The sequence below is a fragment of the Pseudomonas parafulva genome (assembly GCF_000800255.1).
Taxonomy (GTDB): Bacteria; Pseudomonadota; Gammaproteobacteria; order Pseudomonadales; family Pseudomonadaceae; genus Aquipseudomonas; species Aquipseudomonas boreofloridensis.
This window is the reverse complement of the sequence record NZ_CP009747.1, coordinates 4,431,446-4,448,230: the sequence shown is the minus strand read 5'-3', so window position 1 is coordinate 4,448,230 and position 16,785 is coordinate 4,431,446. Positions and strand designations below refer to the sequence as shown.

Genomic DNA, 16,785 nt, shown 5'->3' with positions numbered 1-16,785 from the left:
TGAGCATGGTTGGCAGGAACATTCTGATCGTCGACGACGAAGCGCCTATTCGCGAGATGATCGCCGTTGCGTTGGAAATGGCCGGCTACGACTGCCTCGAAGCGGAGAACTCCCAGCAGGCCCATGCCATCATCGTCGACCGCAAGCCGGACCTGATCCTGCTCGACTGGATGCTGCCCGGCACCTCCGGCATCGAGCTGGCGCGCCGCCTCAAGCGCGACGAACTGACGGGCGATATCCCGATCATCATGCTCACCGCCAAAGGCGAAGAGGACAACAAGATCCAGGGCCTGGAAGTCGGTGCCGACGATTACATCACCAAACCCTTCTCGCCCCGCGAACTGGTGGCCCGCCTGAAAGCCGTGCTGCGCCGCACCGGCCCGAGCGACAGTGAGGCGCCCATCGAAGTCGGCGGCCTGCTGCTCGACCCGATCAGCCACCGCGTGACCATCGACGGCAAACCCGCCGAAATGGGCCCGACCGAATACCGTCTGCTGCAATTCTTCATGACCCACCAGGAACGCGCCTACACCCGTGGCCAACTGCTCGATCAGGTCTGGGGCGGGAATGTCTATGTGGAAGAGCGGACCGTCGACGTGCACATCCGTCGCCTGCGCAAGGCGCTGGGTGAAGCCTACGAAAATCTGGTACAAACCGTACGCGGCACCGGCTACCGCTTCTCCACCAAGAGCTGAAAAGCGAAGCGCCAAGCCCATAAATGGACGTGAATGCACCACCGATCCGCCTCTACTTGCAGCTCGCCGCTCGCAACTAGCCGCTGGATCCGAAGGATCCCCTAATTGAACCAGAACTGGCATGCGACCCTGATTCGTCATCTGCTGTTGCTGATCACCGTCTGCCTGGTCGGTGGCCTGGCCAGCGGCGAGTACGGCTGGAGCCTGGCCATAGGCCTGGCGCTGTACCTGGGCTGGACCCTCAAGCAATTGCTGCGCCTGCACGACTGGCTGCGCAACCATCAGCCCGACGAGGCACCGCCCGACGGCTACGGGCTGTGGGGCGAAGTGTTCGACAGCATCTATCACCTGCAACGCCGCGATCAGCGCGTGCGCGGCCGCCTGCAAGCGGTGATCGACCGGGTGCAGGAGTCCACCGCAGCCCTGCGCGATGCGGTGATCATGCTCGACAGCGACGGCAACCTGGAGTGGTGGAACCGCGCCGCCGAGACCCTGCTCGGCTTCAAGACCCCTCAGGACGGCGGACAACCGGTGACCAATCTGGTCCGCCATCCACGCTTCAAGGAATACTTCGAAGCGGAAAACTACGTCGAACCCCTGGAAATCCCCTCGCCCATCAACGACCGTCTGCGCGTGCAACTGAACATCACCCGCTATGGCAACAACGAGCACCTGATGCTGGTGCGCGACGTCACCCGTATCCATCTGCTCGAACAGATGCGCAAGGATTTCGTCGCCAACGTTTCCCACGAGCTACGTACCCCCCTGACCGTGATCACCGGCTACCTGGAGACCCTGCTGGACAACGTCGAGGATGTGAATCCGCGCTGGGCCCGCGCCCTGCAACAGATGAGCCAGCAAGGCTCGCGCATGCAGACGTTGCTCAACGACCTGCTGCTGCTGGCCAAGCTCGAAGCCACCGACTACCCCTCCGACAACCAGCCGGTGGCCGTGGACACGCTGCTGCAGTCGATCAAGGGCGACGCCCAGGCGCTGTCAGGCCCCAAGCGTCAGCACATCACCTTGGAGGCGGCGCCCGGCGTGCGCCTGAAGGGCAGCGAATCGGAGCTGCGCAGCGCCTTCTCCAACCTGGTGTTCAACGCCGTGAAGTACACCGGGGAAGACGGCAACATCCGTATTCGCTGGTGGGCCGACGAGCAAGGTGCGCACTTGAGCGTGCAGGACTCTGGCGTGGGCATCGACGCCAAGCACCTGCCACGCCTGACCGAACGCTTCTACCGCGTCGACTCCAGCCGCGCGTCCAATACCGGTGGCACCGGCCTGGGCCTGGCGATCGTCAAGCACGTGCTGATGCGCCATCGCGGCAAGCTGGAGATCAGCAGCGTGCCCGGTCACGGCAGCACCTTCACCTGTCACTTCGCCCCGGCACAATTAGTCGGCGCCAGCCGCTGACGCTTGGCAATGACATCAGTCCCCTTTGCTTTTGCGGCACCAGCCGCTACATTGGATCCCCTGTGCCAGCTTGAGCTGGCACTTTTTTTCTCCCCCTATCGAAGACGGACCCCGTAAAAACTCCATCATGGACCCTTCCCCTGGTTTCAACCTCGCGTCACTGTTCGCCGATTTCGGCATGATCCTTTTTGCCCTGTTCCTGGTTGTGCTCAACGGCTTCTTCGTTGCCGCCGAGTTCGCCATGGTCAAGCTGCGCGCGACCCGCGTCGAGTCCATCGCCGAACTGCACGGCTGGCGCGGCAGCATCCTGCGCAAGGTGCACAATCAACTCGATGCCTACCTGTCGGCCTGCCAGCTGGGTATCACCCTGGCCTCCCTGGGCCTGGGCTGGGTCGGTGAGCCGGCGTTCGCCCACCTGCTCGAACCGCTGCTGGCCTACCTGGGCGTCGACAGCCCGGAGCTGATCAAGGGCGTGTCGTTCTTCATCGCCTTCTTCGTCATCTCCTACCTGCACATCGTGGTCGGCGAGCTGGCGCCCAAGTCCTGGGCGATCCGCAAGCCCGAACTGCTGTCGCTGTGGACGGCGGTACCGCTGTACCTGTTCTACTGGCTGATGTACCCGGCCATCTACCTGCTCAATGCCAGCGCCAACACCATCTTGCGCATCGCCGGCCAGGGCGAGCCCGGGCCGCACCACGAGCACCACTACAGCCGCGAGGAACTGAAGCTGATCCTGCACTCCAGCCGTGGCCAGGATCCGAGCGACCAAGGCATGCGCGTGCTCGCTTCGGCGGTGGAAATGGGCGAACTGGAGGTGGTCGACTGGGCCAACTCGCGCGAAGACATGGTGGTAATCGACGCCAAGGCGCCGCTCAAGACCATCCTGGCGATGCTGCGACGCCACAAGTTCAGCCGCTACCCGGTGTACGACGCCGAGCGCGAGGAGTTCACCGGGCTGCTGCACATCAAGGACCTGCTGCTGGAGTTGGCCGAGCTCGACCACCTGCCTGAGCGCATCGACCTGGAAGAGCTGGCACGCCCTCTGGAACGCGTCTCACGGCACATGCCGCTGTCGCAGTTGCTGGAGCAGTTCCGCAAGGGCGGCGCGCACTTCGTGCTGGTCGAGGAAGCCGATGGCAAGGTGATCGGCTACCTGACCATGGAAGACGTGCTGGAAGTGCTGGTCGGCGATATCCAGGACGAACACCGCAAGGCCGAGCGCGGCATCCTCGCCTACCAACCGGGCAAGCTGCTGGTGCGTGGCGACACGCCGCTGTTCAAGGTCGAACGCCTGCTGGGCGTCGACCTCGATCATATCGAGGCCGAGACCCTTGCCGGATTGGTCTACGAATCGCTCAAGCGCGTGCCTGAGGAAGAGGAAGTGCTGGAAGTCGAGGGCCTGCGGATCATCATCAAGAAGATGAAAGGCCCGAAGATCGTGCTGTCCAAAGTGGTCAAACTGGACTGAAACACCGCTCCTGTAGGGGAGCGGCAAACGATCGCGAGCAGCCGGACGATCAGGCGCCGGGAATGAAGTGCTTCTGCGCAGTGCCGCGAGCGATCAGCCGCGACAGGTAGTCGAGCTTCTGTGCATCTTGATCGACGAACTTGAACGTCAACTGCAACCAGTCGCTCTCGGGCTTGGGCTCGAGCGCGGCGACGGCGTGCAGGTAGCCGTTCAGACGCGCCACCTCAGCGTTCTCGCCCTGCTCCAGATCGAGCACCGCGCCCTCGAGCACTTGCGGCAGCACCGCGCTGCGACGCACCACCAGCAGGGCTTCCTTCAGGCTCAGCGCCTTGATCACACAGGGCTGGTTGCCGCTGGACAGGCGCAACTGGCCCTGGCCACGTCCACTCGGTGCTGCGGCAGCAGCAGCGGCGGCGCTCTGCGGGGCCGGCGCATTGATCAGCGGTTTGGCCGCGGCGGATGGCGCTGCCGCGACCTTGGCCGCCTCAGGCTTGCCGCCGGTGAGGGCGCTCAGCGAATCGTTGGCGAATGCCGAATTCACCCGCGCAGGTCCCGCCGACATCAGTCCTTCGAGCTTGCCGATGCGCTGCAGCGACTTTTTCACCTTGGTCAGCAGTTGCTCATTGGTGAACGGCTTGCCGACGAAGTCGGAGACGCCGGCCTGGATGGCCTGGATCACGTTCTCCTTGTCGCCACGGCTGGTCACCATGATGAATTGCATGGCTTTCATCTCAGGCTGCTGGCGGCACCAGGCTAGCAGTTCGAGGCCGGACATTTCCGGCATCTCCCAGTCGCACAGGACCAGGTCGAAGCGTTCCTTGGTCAGCATGGCCATAGCTTTACGGCCATTGACCGCGTCTTCGATGACCATGCCGGGGAAGGCATTGCGCAGGCACTTTCTTACCAGATCGCGGATGAACGGCGCATCGTCCACGACCAGCACATTGACTTTACTCATCGATACTCCTCTTGAATCCCGACTAGCTTACCGCCGAATGATGGCAATTTGCCAAAGCACTGTTCACGCCGGGACGTTTCAAGACAGTTCGCGGGTACCTGCAGCATCTGCCACCAACGAAAACGCCCGGCTTGGGCCGGGCGTCGATGCACGGGGGCAATACTATTTATCGTCAGATTGCCCCGGAACATTAGCCTTTTCCAGCGCGGCCAGCGGGTCGCCTTCAACCTCAGCTTTCATGCGCTTGAGGCCCATATGGCGTACATCGGTACCGCGCACCAGGTAGATCACCAACTCCGAGATATTGCGTGCGTGGTCGCCGATGCGCTCCAAGGAGCGCAATGCCCAGATCACGCTGAGAACCCGCGAGATCGAGCGTGGATCTTCCATCATGTAGGTGACCAGCTCACGCAGGGCGGTCTTGTATTCGCGGTCGATGGTCTTGTCGTACTGCGCCACCGACAACGCCAGGTCGGCGTCGAAGCGAGCGAAGGCGTCCAGCGCGTCACGCACCATGTTGCGCACCTGATCGCCAATGTGCCGCACCTCCACGTAGCCACGCGGCGACTCGCCTTCTTCGCACAATTGAATAGCGCGTCGGGCGATCTTGGTCGACTCGTCGCCGATGCGTTCCAGGTCGATCACCGACTTGGAGATGCTGATGATCAGACGCAGGTCGGACGCCGCCGGCTGACGCCGGGCGAGGATGCGCACGCACTCTTCGTCGATGTTGCGCTCCATCTGGTTGATCTGTTCATCGACCTCACGCACCTGCTGGGCAAGCCCCGAATCGGCTTCGATCAGCGCAGTCACGGCGTCGTTGACCTGCTTCTCGACCAGGCCGCCCATCGCCAGCAGATGGCTGCGCACCTCTTCGAGCTCAGCATTGAACTGCTGGGAAATGTGATGGGTGAGGCTGTCTTTGTTGATCATGCGTTCGCTCCGCGAAGTTGCTGGCTGCAAGCTTCAAGTAGTTCCTGTGGTTCCCTGACACCGCGCTAGCTGCCTTGACTGGTGGCTTGCAGCTCAAAGCGTGCAGCTGCGCCCAAGGGCGCTTAGCCATAGCGGCCGGTAATGTAGTCTTCGGTCTGCTTCTTGGCCGGGTTGGTGAACAGCGTATCGGTGTCACCGAATTCGATCAGCTTGCCCATGTACATGAACGCGGTGTAGTCCGAAACCCGTGCGGCCTGCTGCATGTTGTGGGTGACGATGACGATGGTGTACTTGGACTTGAGCTCGTAGATCAGCTCCTCGACCTTCAGCGTGGAGATCGGGTCCAGCGCCGAGCAGGGTTCGTCGAGCAACAGCACTTCCGGCTCCACGGCGATGGTCCGGGCGATCACCAGACGCTGCTGCTGACCACCGGACAGGCCCAGCGCCGACTCGTGCAGGCGGTCCTTGACCTCATCCCACAGCGCCGCGCCCCTGAGCGCCCACTCCACCGCTTCGTCCAGCACGCGTTTCTTGTTGATGCCTTGGATGCGCAGGCCGTAGACCACGTTCTCGTAGATGGTCTTGGGGAACGGGTTGGGCTTCTGGAACACCATGCCCACCCGGCGACGAAGTTCGGCCACGTCCTCGCCCTTGCGGTAGATGTTGTGGCCGTAGAGGTTGATGGCGCCTTCGACGCGGCAACCGTCCACCAGGTCGTTCATGCGGTTGAAGGTGCGCAGCAGGGTCGACTTGCCGCAACCGGACGGGCCGATGAAGGCAGTGACACGCTGCTTGGGAATGTTCATCTGCACATCGAACAGCGCCTGTTTGTCACCGTAGAACAGCGACAGACCCGGCACTTCGATGGCCACGGTTTCTTCGGCCAGGCGCAGGCTCTGCTTGTTGCGCCCCAGCGCCGACATGTCGATGCCGTGGTTATGAGTATCGTGTTGCATGGTCGTACTCCGGTTTTTTAGCGGCGAGCTCTGAGCTGCACGCTGCAAATAGGGGCCTGCGTCGAATCGGCTTGCCGCTTGCGGGCGGGATCAGCTGTCGAGTGCCTTGTATTTCTCGCGCAGGTGGTTGCGGATCCATACCGCCGACAGGTTGAGGGTCGCGATGACCAGCACCAGCAACAGGGCGGTGGCGTACACCAGCGGCCGCGCGGCCTCGACGTTGGGGCTCTGGAAGCCGACATCGTAGATATGGAAGCCCAGGTGCATGATCTTCTGGTCCAGGTGCAGGTAAGGGTAGTTGCCATCCACCGGCAGCGACGGCGCCAGCTTCACCACACCCACCAGCATCAGCGGCGCCACTTCGCCAGCGGCGCGGGCCACGGCGAGGATCATGCCGGTCATCATCGCCGGGCTGGCCATCGGCAGCACGATCTTCCACAAGGTCTCGGCCTTGGTCGCACCGAGTGCCAACGAACCTTCGCGCACGGTACGTGGAATGCGCGCCAGCCCCTCTTCGGTGGCGACGATCACCACCGGCACGGCCAGCAGCGCCAGCGTCAGCGAGGCCCACAGCAGGCCCGGCGTGCCCAGGGTCGGCGCCGGCAGCGATTCGGGAAAGAACAGGCGGTCGATGGAGCCACCGAGCACGTAGACGAAGAAGCCCAGGCCGAACACGCCATAGACGATCGCCGGCACCCCTGCCAGGTTGTTCACGGCGATACGGATCAGGCGAGTGACCGGCCCCTGGCGGGCATACTCGCGCAAGTAAACGGCCGCCAGCACGCCAAATGGCGTGACGATCACCGCCATGATCAAGGTCATCATCACCGTGCCGAAGATGGCCGGGAAGATCCCCCCTTCGGTGTTGGCCTCGCGCGGGTCGTCGCTGAGGAATTCCCAGACCTTGCTGAAATAAGCACCCAGCTTGGCCAGGGTCGACATGTTGTTGGGCTGGATGGCATGCACCACCTTGCTCAAGTTGATCTCGACCTGTCGGCCGCTGCCGTCGCGAGCCACCAGGCTGTCACGGGCGAAGGCTTGGTGCAGCTCGGTCAGGCGCTCTTCGATGGTCTTGTAACGACTGGTCAGCTCGGCGCGCTCGGCCTCGATATCGGCCTGGGCTGCCGCGTCCAGCTTGCCCTGCAATTCCAGCTTGCGGCTGTGCAGGCGCAGGCGTTCCAGTCCATGGTTGATCGACCCGATGTCCTTTTTTTCCAGGCTGACAAGCTGGTCGTTGAGCGCGTCGGCGCGCTTGAGTCGTGCCTGCAGTTCGTTCCAGGCGCTGGGGCCGGAAGCGACCACACGGCCCTGCTCCTTGACGCTCACCAGGTAGCCATAGAAGTTGCCCCACTCGCGGCGCTCCAGGGCCATCAGGTCGGCCGGCCGGCGTTGGTCCACCAGCCAGTCGCCGACCAGCCAGGTGAAGTCGCTGCCGTTGAGGTCGCGGTTACCCACCTTGACCAGCTCGCGGGTCATGAACTCTGGGCCATTCTCGGGCACCGGCAAGCCGGCATCCTTCAGGCGCACGCGAGGGACTTCTTCCTTCTGCACCACTTCGCCGACGATCACCACGTCGGCCTGCCCGGGCACCTTGTAGGTGGCCTGGATCAGATCGGCCGGCCAGAAGTGGCCCAGGCCGCGCACGGCGATCACGGCGAGCAGGCCCAGGGTCATGATCACCGCCATGGCCACCGCGCCACCGCTGATCCATACGCCGGGCGCACCGCTCTTGAACCAGCCTTTGAGGGAATCCTGTTTCACGGATCTCTACCTTTCTATCAAAGCGACGAGTATTTCTTGCGCAGACGCTGGCGAATCAGCTCGGCCAAGGTGTTCATCACGAACGTGAACAGCAGCAGCACGAGGGCGGCGAGGAACAGCACACGGTAGTGGCTGCCACCGACTTCCGATTCGGGCATTTCCACCGCCACGTTGGCGGCCAGGGTGCGCATGCCGTCGAACAGGTTCAGCTCCATCACCGGGGTGTTGCCGGTGGCCATCAGCACGATCATGGTCTCGCCCACTGCCCGGCCCATGCCGATCATCAGCGCCGAGAAAATGCCGGGGCTGGCGGTCAGGATGACCACGCGGGTCAGCGTTTGCCAAGGTGTCGCGCCCAGGGCCAGCGAGCCCAGGGTGAGGCTGCGCGGCACGCTGAACACAGCGTCCTCGGCAATGGAATAGATGTTGGGGATGACGGCGAAGCCCATGGCGATCCCCACCACCAGGGCGTTGCGCTGGTCGTAGTTGAGCTTGAGCTCTTCGCGGATCCACAGGCGCATGTCGCCGCCGAAGAAGGCGCTTTCCACCGCCGGGCTCAGGTGCAGTGCGAGCCAGCCGATCGCCAGGATCACCGGGATCAGAATCGCCGCCTCCCAGCCGTCCGGCACACGCAGGCGGATCGATTCGGGCAGGCGACTCCAGGCGAAGCCGGTGACCAGGATGCCGATGGGCAGGATCAGCAACAGGCTGAATACGCCCGGCAGATGGCCTTCCAGATACGGGGCCAGGAACAGGCCGGCGAAGAAGCCGAGAATCACCGTCGGCATCGCCTCCATCAGCTCGATCACCGGCTTGACCTTGCGGCGCATGCCCGGCGCCATGAAGTAGGCGGTGTAGATGGCAGCGGCGATGGCCAGCGGCGCGGCCAGGATCATCGCGTAGAACGCCGCCTTGAGCGTGCCGAAGGTCAGCGGCGACAGGCTCAGCTTGGGCTCAAAGTCGGTGTTGGAAGCCGTGGACTGCCAGACGTATTTCGGCGCGTCGTAGTTCTCGTACCACACCTTGCCCCACAGCGCGCTGAAGGAGACCTCCGGGTGCGGGTTGCGCAGGCTCAGCGGCAGCAGTTTGCCCCCTTGCTCGATCATGATGCGGTTGGCCCGCGGCGACAGCGCCAGCAGCCCGGCGCCCTCGGCCACCGGCTCCACCAGCAAGGTGCGGTGCGCGGTGCTATGGAACACGCCGAGCTTGCCGTCGCTGTCCAGGGCGATGAAGCCCTTGCGCCGCTCTTCGGCATCGATCTGCACGATCGGCGCCTTGCCCAGCTGGAAGCTGCGGATCAGCTTCAGGCGCGACTCGCCATCCGGGTCACGGGCCATGAACCACTGGCTCAGGCCGCCCTTGGAGTCGCCGAGGATCAGCGAAATGCCACCGACCAGCTGACCGCTGGCAGTGATGGCGGCGTTGCCATCGTCGAGCAGGGTGTAGCGGCCGTTCAGGCTCTTGTCGCGCAGGCTGAAGACGTCCGCCGTGGCCCGCCCGTTGATCACGTACAGCCACTGCTGACGAGGGTCGATGAAGAGGTTCTTCACCGTCTCGGTCATCTGCGGCAGCACGATGCGGGTCTGCTCCTGGGTGACCTCGCCGGTCATCATGTTCTCGCTGCTCGACAGCGACAGCACCTGCAACTGCGCACCGGTCGAACCGGCCAACAACAGGGTGTCGCCGTTGCGGTTCAGGGTGACGTGCTCCAGCGCGCGACCCTGCTCGTCGAGCAGGATCGGCGCCTGACCATACGGATAGTCGATATCGGGGGTGATGGTCTTCTTGTTGTCCGGGTAGGTGATCTTGTAGCTGTGATGGAACACCAGCGCGCGGCCGTCCGACAGGCCCAGTACCATCAGCGCGCTGCCCGGCTGGTCGCTGCCGATCGAACTGACGCGGGCGCCGGCCGGGACCGGCAACTCGACGCGCTTGAGCTCGGCACCTGTACGGCTATCGAAGAACAGCGCCTGGCCGTTATCGGACACCCGCATGCCCACCAGATTCTGCTCCTCGAGGGCAAGCGCGAGCGGCTTGCCGGCATCCTGCTGCAGCCAGGCAGGCTGCAAGGCTGGCTTGCGGGTCAGCTCGGCGCCCTGGAACAGCGGCAACACCACGTAGGCCAGGTAGAAGAAGATCAGGGTGATGGCGGCCAGCACGGCGAGCCCGCCCACCAGCACGTACCAACGGGTCAGGCGGTCCTTCAACGCGCGCAGACGGCGTTTGCGTTGCAGCTCGGGCGTATTGAAATCAATGCGCACGGGAGGGGAATTGGGGGTCATCGCAGAATTGGCCAGATCGTTCATGGGCACACCCTAGTGGCACCGTATTACAGAAACATGACAACACAATGACGCAAAAAAGCCCGCCGCTCAGGTATCTGGCGCCGGACTGAAAAGGCGGTGGAAACGATCGGCGGCTGAAGACCGATCGCTTCCGGGTCATCGTCTTACTTGTGGGCCAGGCCCAGGTCGTTCAGGGTTTTCTCGACGACTTTGGCCGGCAGCGGGATGTAGCCATCCTTCACCACCACCTGCTGGCCGGCCTGGGACAGCACCAGCTTGACGAACTCGGCTTCCAGCGGTGCCAGCGGCTTGTTCGGCGCCTTGTTCACGTACACGTAGAGGAAGCGCGACAGCGGATACTTGCCGTTCAGGGCGTTCTCTTCGGTGTCTTCGATGAACTCGCTGCTGCCTTTCTTGGCCAGGGCAACGGTCTTCACGCTGGCGGTTTTGTAGCCGATGCCCGAGTAACCGATGCTGTTCAGCGAGGAACTGATCGACTGCACCACCGACGCCGAGCCGGGCTGTTCGTTGACGTTAGGCTTGAAGTCGCCTTTGCACAGCGCCTCTTCCTTGAAGTAGCCATAGGTGCCGGACACCGAGTTGCGTCCGAACAGTTGGATGGGCTTGCTGGCCAGGTCGCCGGTCACGCCCACGTCGCCCCAGGTCTTGACCTCGGTCTTGCCACCGCACAGGCGGGTGGAAGAGAAAATGGCATCGACCTGTTCCATGGTCAGGTGCTGAATCGGGTTGTCCTTGTGCACGAACACGGCCAAGGCATCGACAGCGACCGGAATGGCGGTCGGCTTGTAACCGTACTTCTGCTCGAAGGCCTGCAGCTCGACGTCCTTCATCTTGCGGCTCATCGGGCCGAGGTTGGCGGTGCCCTCGGTCAGCGCAGGTGGTGCGGTGGACGAGCCAGCAGCCTGGATCTGGATGTTGACGTTCGGATATTCCTTCTTGTAGGCCTCGGCCCACAGGGTCATCAGGTTCGCGAGGGTATCGGAACCGACGCTGGAGAGGTTGCCCGACACACCCGTGGTCTTGGTGTAGGTCGGGATAGCAGGATCGACAGCGGCGACCGCGGTGGCGGCTGCGACGCCAGCGGCGGCAAAGGTGAGGGCCGCCATCAAACGCTTCAATTTCATGCCTTACTCCTAGCAGGAATGGGGGGTGTCGGATGGAACGGGGCCCAGTATCGGCACGCCGCATGAACACGATATGACCTAATTGTGACAAATGGATGAAAGGCCATCATTGCGAAGGCCCTTCATCATGTCGGGTCGTCAGCGTTTTCGTGCGAGCAGGTACAGCCCTACCCCCAGGCCCACCGCACACAGCCCCGCCACATAGTAGGCCGGCGCCATGGGGCTGACTTTGAGCAGCCCGGTCACCACCATGGGCGTGAGGCCGCCGAAAATGGCATAGGCAACGTTGTAGGAGAACGACAGCCCACTGAACCGCACCGCTGCCGGGAACGCCTTGACCATCACGTAGGGCACCGCGCCGACCAGGCCGACGAACAGACCGGTGACGGCATACAGCGGAAACAGCAGGTCCGGGCGCGTCGGCAGGCTGTGGTAGAAGACCCAGGACGAGGCCAGCAGCCCCAGGCTGCCGAGCACGAACACCCGCCCGGCGCCGAAGCGATCCGCCAGGCTACCCGCACCGATGCAACCCAGGCTGAGCAGAACGATGGCCAGGCTGTTGGCCTTGAGCGAATCGGTGGGGCTGATGTGGTACAGGCTCTGCAGCAATGCCGGGGTCATCAGGATCACCACCACGATGCCCGCCGACAGCAGCCAGGTCAGCAACATCGACAGAACGATCGCGCCCTGGTGATCGCGCAGGACCGCACGCAGTGGCAGTTCCTCGGCCAGAGCCTTGCGCTGCTGCATTTCGGCGAACACCGGGGTTTCATGCAGCCAACGCCGCAGGTACACCGCGAACAGACCGAACACGCCGCCGAGCAGGAAAGGAATACGCCAGGCGTAGTCGGCCACTTGCTCTGGGGTGTACAAGGTGTTGATCAAGGTGGCCACCAACGAGCCCAGCAAGATGCCCGCCGTCAGCCCCGCCGTGAGCGTGCCGCAGGCATACCCGGTGTTGCGCTCGGGCACGTGCTCGGAGACGAACACCCAGGCCCCCGGCACTTCGCCTCCAATCGCCGCGCCCTGCACCACGCGCATCAGCAGCAGCAGGATCGGTGCCCACAGGCCGATCTGCGCATAGGTCGGTAGCAGGCCCATGATCAGCGTCGGCAGCGCCATCATGAAGATACTCAAGGTGAACATCTTCTTGCGCCCGAGCAGGTCACCGAAGTGGGCCATGACGATGCCGCCCAGTGGCCGCGCCAGGTAGCCGGCAGCGAAGATGCCGAAGGTCTGCATCAGGCGCAGCCATTCGGGCATGTCGGCGGGGAAGAACAGTTTGCCGACCACCGTGGCGAAGAACACGAAAATGATGAAGTCATAGAACTCCAACGCGCCGCCCAGCGCCGACAGCGAAAGGGTCTTGTAGTCGCTGCGGGTCAGCGGCCGGGAAGGCTGTTCGAGGGGGTTGGGCACGGCGGTCATGGAGATTCTCTTTTATAGGACAGGCCGCTTGTGGCGCGGCTGCTGGTGCGGGAAGGGCGAAGATAGCAAATTGCTAAGCGCTGCTCATAGCGATACAAAAACCCTACAGTTATTCACCATGGCGCTGTCGTCGCTGGCCAATCCCGTCTATATACTGGCCCGTTGTAGGAAAAGGTTGGCTACGATGTGGGACGTTGTGCGAAAACGCCGGTCACACTGGACAGACGGTTCCTCAGCGTTTTCCTTTGGCCACCGCCGGCAGCCAGATCAGCGTAGTATGTTTCGCGCTGAATCGTTTTCAGGGCGTCCACCACCGCGCCAACCAATGAAGCTTCACGGGTCAGAGGCCCCACGGCATGATTGAGCTCGAACAAGAAGATCCCATCCCGCAGGGCGACCTGGCCTTGCAGATCACCGCGCTGCCGCGTGAAACCAACGGCTTCGGCGACATCTTCGGCGGCTGGCTGGTCGCGCAGATGGACTTGGCTGGCACCGCCATGGCCAGCCGCGTCGCGAGCGGACGCGTGGCCACCGTGTCCATCGACCGCATGGCCTTTCTGGTGCCGGTGGCCGTGGGCGCGCAACTGTCGTTCTACACCCAGACCCTGGAAATCGGGCGCAGCTCCATCCGCATGATGGTCGAGGTGTGGAGCGACGACCCGCTGTCCAGCGAATGGCGCAAGGTCACCGAAGCGGTATTCGTCTTCGTCGCCATCGACGGCAGCGGCCGCACCCGCTCCGTGCCGCGCTGCTGAAGCCCGCCGCGCGGTAAACTCGACGTCGGCATCGAGGTCCAACGGCCTCACCCGCATTGAATGAGGGCCGCATGGCAACCTTCACGGTCGACACCGAGCAACACGGCGAACTCAGCTGCTGGCGCATCGTCAGCCAGCACGCCGAACTTCTCATCGCCCAGCAGGGCGCGCAGATCCTCAGCTACCAGCGCCTCGGCGAACCGCCGCTGCTGTGGCTGAGCGACCAGGCTCTGTTCCGTCCAGGCAAGTCGGTGCGCGCCGGGGTGCCGGTGTGCTGGCCCTGGTTCAGCAACTTCCAGCGCAATCCTGACTCGGTCCGCGCGATGTACCAAGGCAGCGAAGCACCGGCCCACGGCCTGGTGCGTGGCCGCGACTGGCAACTGCTGGGTGTCGAGGAGCGCGATGAAACACTGCGTATCGAATTCGACTTGCCGCAGGCCCAGGGCCAACTGCCCGACTGGCCGCACACCGTCGAATTGCGCCTGGTGATCGAATTGGGCACGCAACTGCGCGTCGCACTGTCCAGTCGCAACCTGGGCGAGGCGCCCGTCACCCTGAGCCAGGCGCTGCACAGCTACTTCGCCGTGAGTGACGTGCGCGAGGTGCAGGTGGAGGGTGTCGAGGGCCTGACTTACATCGAAACCCTGGAGAACTGGGAGCCGCGCACCCAGCACAGCGTGCTGCGCTTTGCGGGCGAGACCGACCGTATCTACCTGAACACGCCCCAGCAACTGGCGATCGTCGATCCGCGCTGGAACCGCCGAGTCATCTTGCGTGCCAGCGGCTCGCGCAGCGCAGTGATCTGGAACCCCTGGACCGACCGAGCCCGCGAGTTGCCGGACATGGCCGACGATGGCTGGCAGCGCATGCTGTGCATCGAGACGGCGAACGTGTGGGACGACGTGGTCACCCTGGCGCCCGGCGCGGGCCATGTGCTGCAGGTGGAACTGAGCAGCGAAGCGCTCTGAGCCCTACGGCGACTCAGAGGTCGGCGTCTTCCACCACCCGCACCTTCGCCGCGTCCAGCGCGTAGGCCGCGTCGGCCAGGTCGTTGCTCACCTTCTCGATCTTCAAGGCGCCGCTGACCCACAGCGGCGTGTAGATATCGGTGATCTTCAGGCCTTTGGGGTAGCGCACCAGCACCAACTGGTTCGGTGGTGGCGGCGGCACGTGGATGCAGGCGCCCGGATACGGGACCAGGAAGAACAACGTGCTGTTGCCCTTGGCGTCGCTTTCCAGCGGCACCGGATAACCGCCCAGGCGGATCTGCCGGCCGTTCATCGCCGCCACGGTCTTGGTCGAGTACATCACCGCAGGCAGACCCTTGCTCTGCTTCAGGCCACCCTTGGCGGTGAAGGTGCCGAGCGCTTCAGGTGAGTTGTGGTCGATTTCAGGCATCTGCTCGAGGGCCTTCTGGTCCGACTTAGGCATCAGCTCCAGCCAATCGGTCTCGGGCAGCTCGGCATGGGCCAGGGTGCTGGCCAGCAACAGGGAAAACAGGAATGACGCACGCATGGCAATGCTCGGCAACTCGGATGAATTGCCGCGCATTCTAGCCTGTGTTCAACGCTTCTTGATGAATCCGTAGATCACCAGCAGCACGATGGCGCCGACCAGCGCGCCGAAGAAGCCCGCCGCCTGGCCGGCATGATAGATACCCAGCGCCTGGCCGCCGTAGGTGGCCACCAGCGAGCCGGCGATGCCGAGCAGGATGGTCATGATCAGGCCCATGCTGTCGTCGCCCGGTTTGAGGAAACGCGCGAGCAGGCCGACGATCAGGCCGATGAAGATAGTTCCGATGATGCCCATGGCAATCCCTCCGCAATAAAGATGGAACAGGCCAAAGCCCGTGCAGCGCTTTGGCGTGTTGCCATTTCAGAGGGCGGGCGCCCGGCGAAGTTCGATCAGCCGCCGATCAGTTGCTCGACTTCGGCGATCTTCGCCTGGAGGGTAGCCATGTCCTTGCAGCGCAACGTGGCGTGGCCGACTTTACGACCGACCTTGAACGCTTTGCCATAGTGGTGCAGGTGGCAATCGTCGATGGCCGTCACCTTGCCCACGGCCGGCACCTCGCCGATAAAGTTGAGCATGGCGCTCTCACCGACCTTGGCGGTCGAGCCCAGCGGCAGGCCGGCGACGGCGCGCAGGTGGTTCTCGAACTGGCTGCACTCGGCGCCTTCGATGGTCCAGTGCCCGGAGTTGTGCACCCGCGGGGCGATCTCATTGGCCTTCAGACCGCCGTCCACCTCGAAGAACTCGAAAGCCATGACCCCGACGTAGTCGAGTTTCTCGAGCACGCGGGCGACGTAGTCTTCGGCCAGGGCCTGCAACGGGTGCGCGACACTGGCCACCGACAGGCGCAGGATGCCGCTGTCGTGGGTGTTGTGCACCAGGGGATAGAAGCGCGTCTCGCCGTCACGGCCCCGCACGGCCACCAGCGAGACTTCGCCGGTGAACGGCACGAAACCTTCCAGCAGACAGGGCACGCTGCCCAACTCGGCGAACGTGCCTGCCACGTCCTGCGCCGTGCGCAGGACTTTCTGGCCCTTGCCGTCGTAGCCCAGGGTGCGAGTCTTGAGCACGGCCGGTAGGCCGATGCTGGCCACGGCGGCGTCGAGGTCGGCCTGCGAGAGGATATCGGCGAAGGCCGGAGTGGGAATACCCAGGTCGCGGAACAGGCTCTTCTCGAACAGGCGATCGCGCGCGATGCGCAGCGCCTCGGCGCTCGGGTAGACCGGCACGAACTGCGAGAGGAAGGCGACGGTTTCGGCCGGGACGCTTTCGAACTCGAAGGTGACCAGATCGACTTCGTCGGCCAACTGACGCAGGTGGTCCTGGTCGCCGTAGTCGGCGCGCAGGTGTTCGCCCAGCGGTGCCGCGCAGGCATCCGGCGCCGGGTCGAGGAAAGCGAAGTTCATGCCCAGCGGCGTACCCGCCAGAGCCAGCATGCGGCCCAGTTGGCCGCCACCGATTACACCGATCTTCATA

The 16,785-nt window shown here is 63.7% G+C and carries 15 protein-coding genes; 5 read left to right on the top strand and 10 right to left on the bottom strand.

All coding sequences use genetic code 11. From position 1 onward, the window contains the following. The first annotated feature begins 5 nt into the window (after positions 1 to 5). The 3 genes from phoB to NJ69_RS19490 all read left to right on the top strand — a co-directional run bounded on the left by phoB (position 6) and on the right by NJ69_RS19490 (position 3,576). Positions 6 to 695, top strand: coding sequence for a phosphate regulon transcriptional regulator PhoB (phoB, locus tag NJ69_RS19500; protein ID WP_003253341.1), 690 nt, complete (start codon positions 6 to 8; stop codon positions 693 to 695). A gap of 105 nt (positions 696 to 800) precedes the next feature. Beyond that, positions 801 to 2,108: a phosphate regulon sensor histidine kinase PhoR gene (gene phoR / locus NJ69_RS19495; RefSeq protein WP_039582429.1), complete on the top strand. Its 1,308-nt coding sequence runs from the start codon at positions 801 to 803 to the stop codon at positions 2,106 to 2,108. A gap of 127 nt (positions 2,109 to 2,235) precedes the next feature. Further along, positions 2,236 to 3,576, top strand: coding sequence for a hemolysin family protein (locus NJ69_RS19490; RefSeq protein WP_029612263.1), 1,341 nt, complete (start codon positions 2,236 to 2,238; stop codon positions 3,574 to 3,576). Between the two features lie 49 nt (positions 3,577 to 3,625). On the opposite strand, the gene NJ69_RS19485 is transcribed toward NJ69_RS19490, so the two are convergent. From NJ69_RS19485 to NJ69_RS19455, 7 genes are all read right to left on the bottom strand, one after another. Then, positions 3,626 to 4,534: a response regulator gene (locus NJ69_RS19485; RefSeq protein ID WP_029612261.1), complete on the bottom strand. Its 909-nt coding sequence runs from the start codon at positions 4,532 to 4,534 to the stop codon at positions 3,626 to 3,628. Positions 4,535 to 4,696: 162 nt separating this feature from the next. Further along, positions 4,697 to 5,467, bottom strand: a complete 771-nt coding sequence (gene phoU / locus NJ69_RS19480) for a phosphate signaling complex protein PhoU (protein ID WP_039582427.1) — start codon at positions 5,465 to 5,467, stop codon at positions 4,697 to 4,699. 122 nt (positions 5,468 to 5,589) lie between these two features. Further along, positions 5,590 to 6,423 (bottom strand): phosphate ABC transporter ATP-binding protein PstB, encoded by an 834-nt coding sequence (gene pstB, locus NJ69_RS19475; RefSeq protein ID WP_039582425.1) that lies wholly within the window; start codon positions 6,421 to 6,423, stop codon positions 5,590 to 5,592. A gap of 90 nt (positions 6,424 to 6,513) precedes the next feature. Further along, entirely contained in the window at positions 6,514 to 8,184 is a 1,671-nt protein-coding gene (pstA, locus tag NJ69_RS19470; RefSeq protein ID WP_039582424.1) for a phosphate ABC transporter permease PstA, read from the bottom strand. Positions 8,185 to 8,201: 17 nt separating this feature from the next. Next, a complete protein-coding gene (locus tag NJ69_RS19465; RefSeq protein WP_039582423.1) occupies positions 8,202 to 10,490 on the bottom strand; it encodes an ABC transporter permease subunit in 2,289 nt (762 codons plus the stop codon). Positions 10,491 to 10,633: 143 nt separating this feature from the next. After that, the gene (locus NJ69_RS19460; RefSeq protein ID WP_029612258.1) at positions 10,634 to 11,614 is read right to left on the bottom strand and encodes a phosphate ABC transporter substrate-binding protein PstS; all 981 of its coding nucleotides are present in this window, start codon (positions 11,612 to 11,614) and stop codon (positions 10,634 to 10,636) included. A 138-nt stretch (positions 11,615 to 11,752) separates the two neighbouring features. Next, positions 11,753 to 13,042: an MFS transporter gene (locus NJ69_RS19455; protein ID WP_039582422.1), complete on the bottom strand. Its 1,290-nt coding sequence runs from the start codon at positions 13,040 to 13,042 to the stop codon at positions 11,753 to 11,755. A 356-nt stretch (positions 13,043 to 13,398) separates the two neighbouring features. Here NJ69_RS19455 and NJ69_RS19450 point away from each other — a divergent pair, with 356 nt between their 5' ends. After that, positions 13,399 to 13,797: an acyl-CoA thioesterase gene (locus NJ69_RS19450; protein WP_029612256.1), complete on the top strand. Its 399-nt coding sequence runs from the start codon at positions 13,399 to 13,401 to the stop codon at positions 13,795 to 13,797. A gap of 71 nt (positions 13,798 to 13,868) precedes the next feature. Further along, complete coding sequence (locus NJ69_RS19445) at positions 13,869 to 14,765, top strand: D-hexose-6-phosphate mutarotase (RefSeq protein ID WP_039582421.1); 897 nt, start codon at positions 13,869 to 13,871, stop codon at positions 14,763 to 14,765. Between the two features lie 13 nt (positions 14,766 to 14,778). On the opposite strand, the gene NJ69_RS19440 is transcribed toward NJ69_RS19445, so the two are convergent. The 3 genes from NJ69_RS19440 to NJ69_RS19430 all read right to left on the bottom strand — a co-directional run bounded on the left by NJ69_RS19440 (position 14,779) and on the right by NJ69_RS19430 (position 16,784). Continuing rightward, a complete protein-coding gene (locus tag NJ69_RS19440) occupies positions 14,779 to 15,312 on the bottom strand; it encodes a DUF3299 domain-containing protein (protein ID WP_162889481.1) in 534 nt (177 codons plus the stop codon). Between the two features lie 48 nt (positions 15,313 to 15,360). Then, positions 15,361 to 15,606, bottom strand: a complete 246-nt coding sequence (locus NJ69_RS19435) for a GlsB/YeaQ/YmgE family stress response membrane protein (protein ID WP_039582420.1) — start codon at positions 15,604 to 15,606, stop codon at positions 15,361 to 15,363. A 95-nt stretch (positions 15,607 to 15,701) separates the two neighbouring features. After that, positions 15,702 to 16,784: a 5-(carboxyamino)imidazole ribonucleotide synthase gene (locus NJ69_RS19430; RefSeq protein ID WP_039582418.1), complete on the bottom strand. Its 1,083-nt coding sequence runs from the start codon at positions 16,782 to 16,784 to the stop codon at positions 15,702 to 15,704. Position 16,785: the final 1 nt, after the last annotated feature.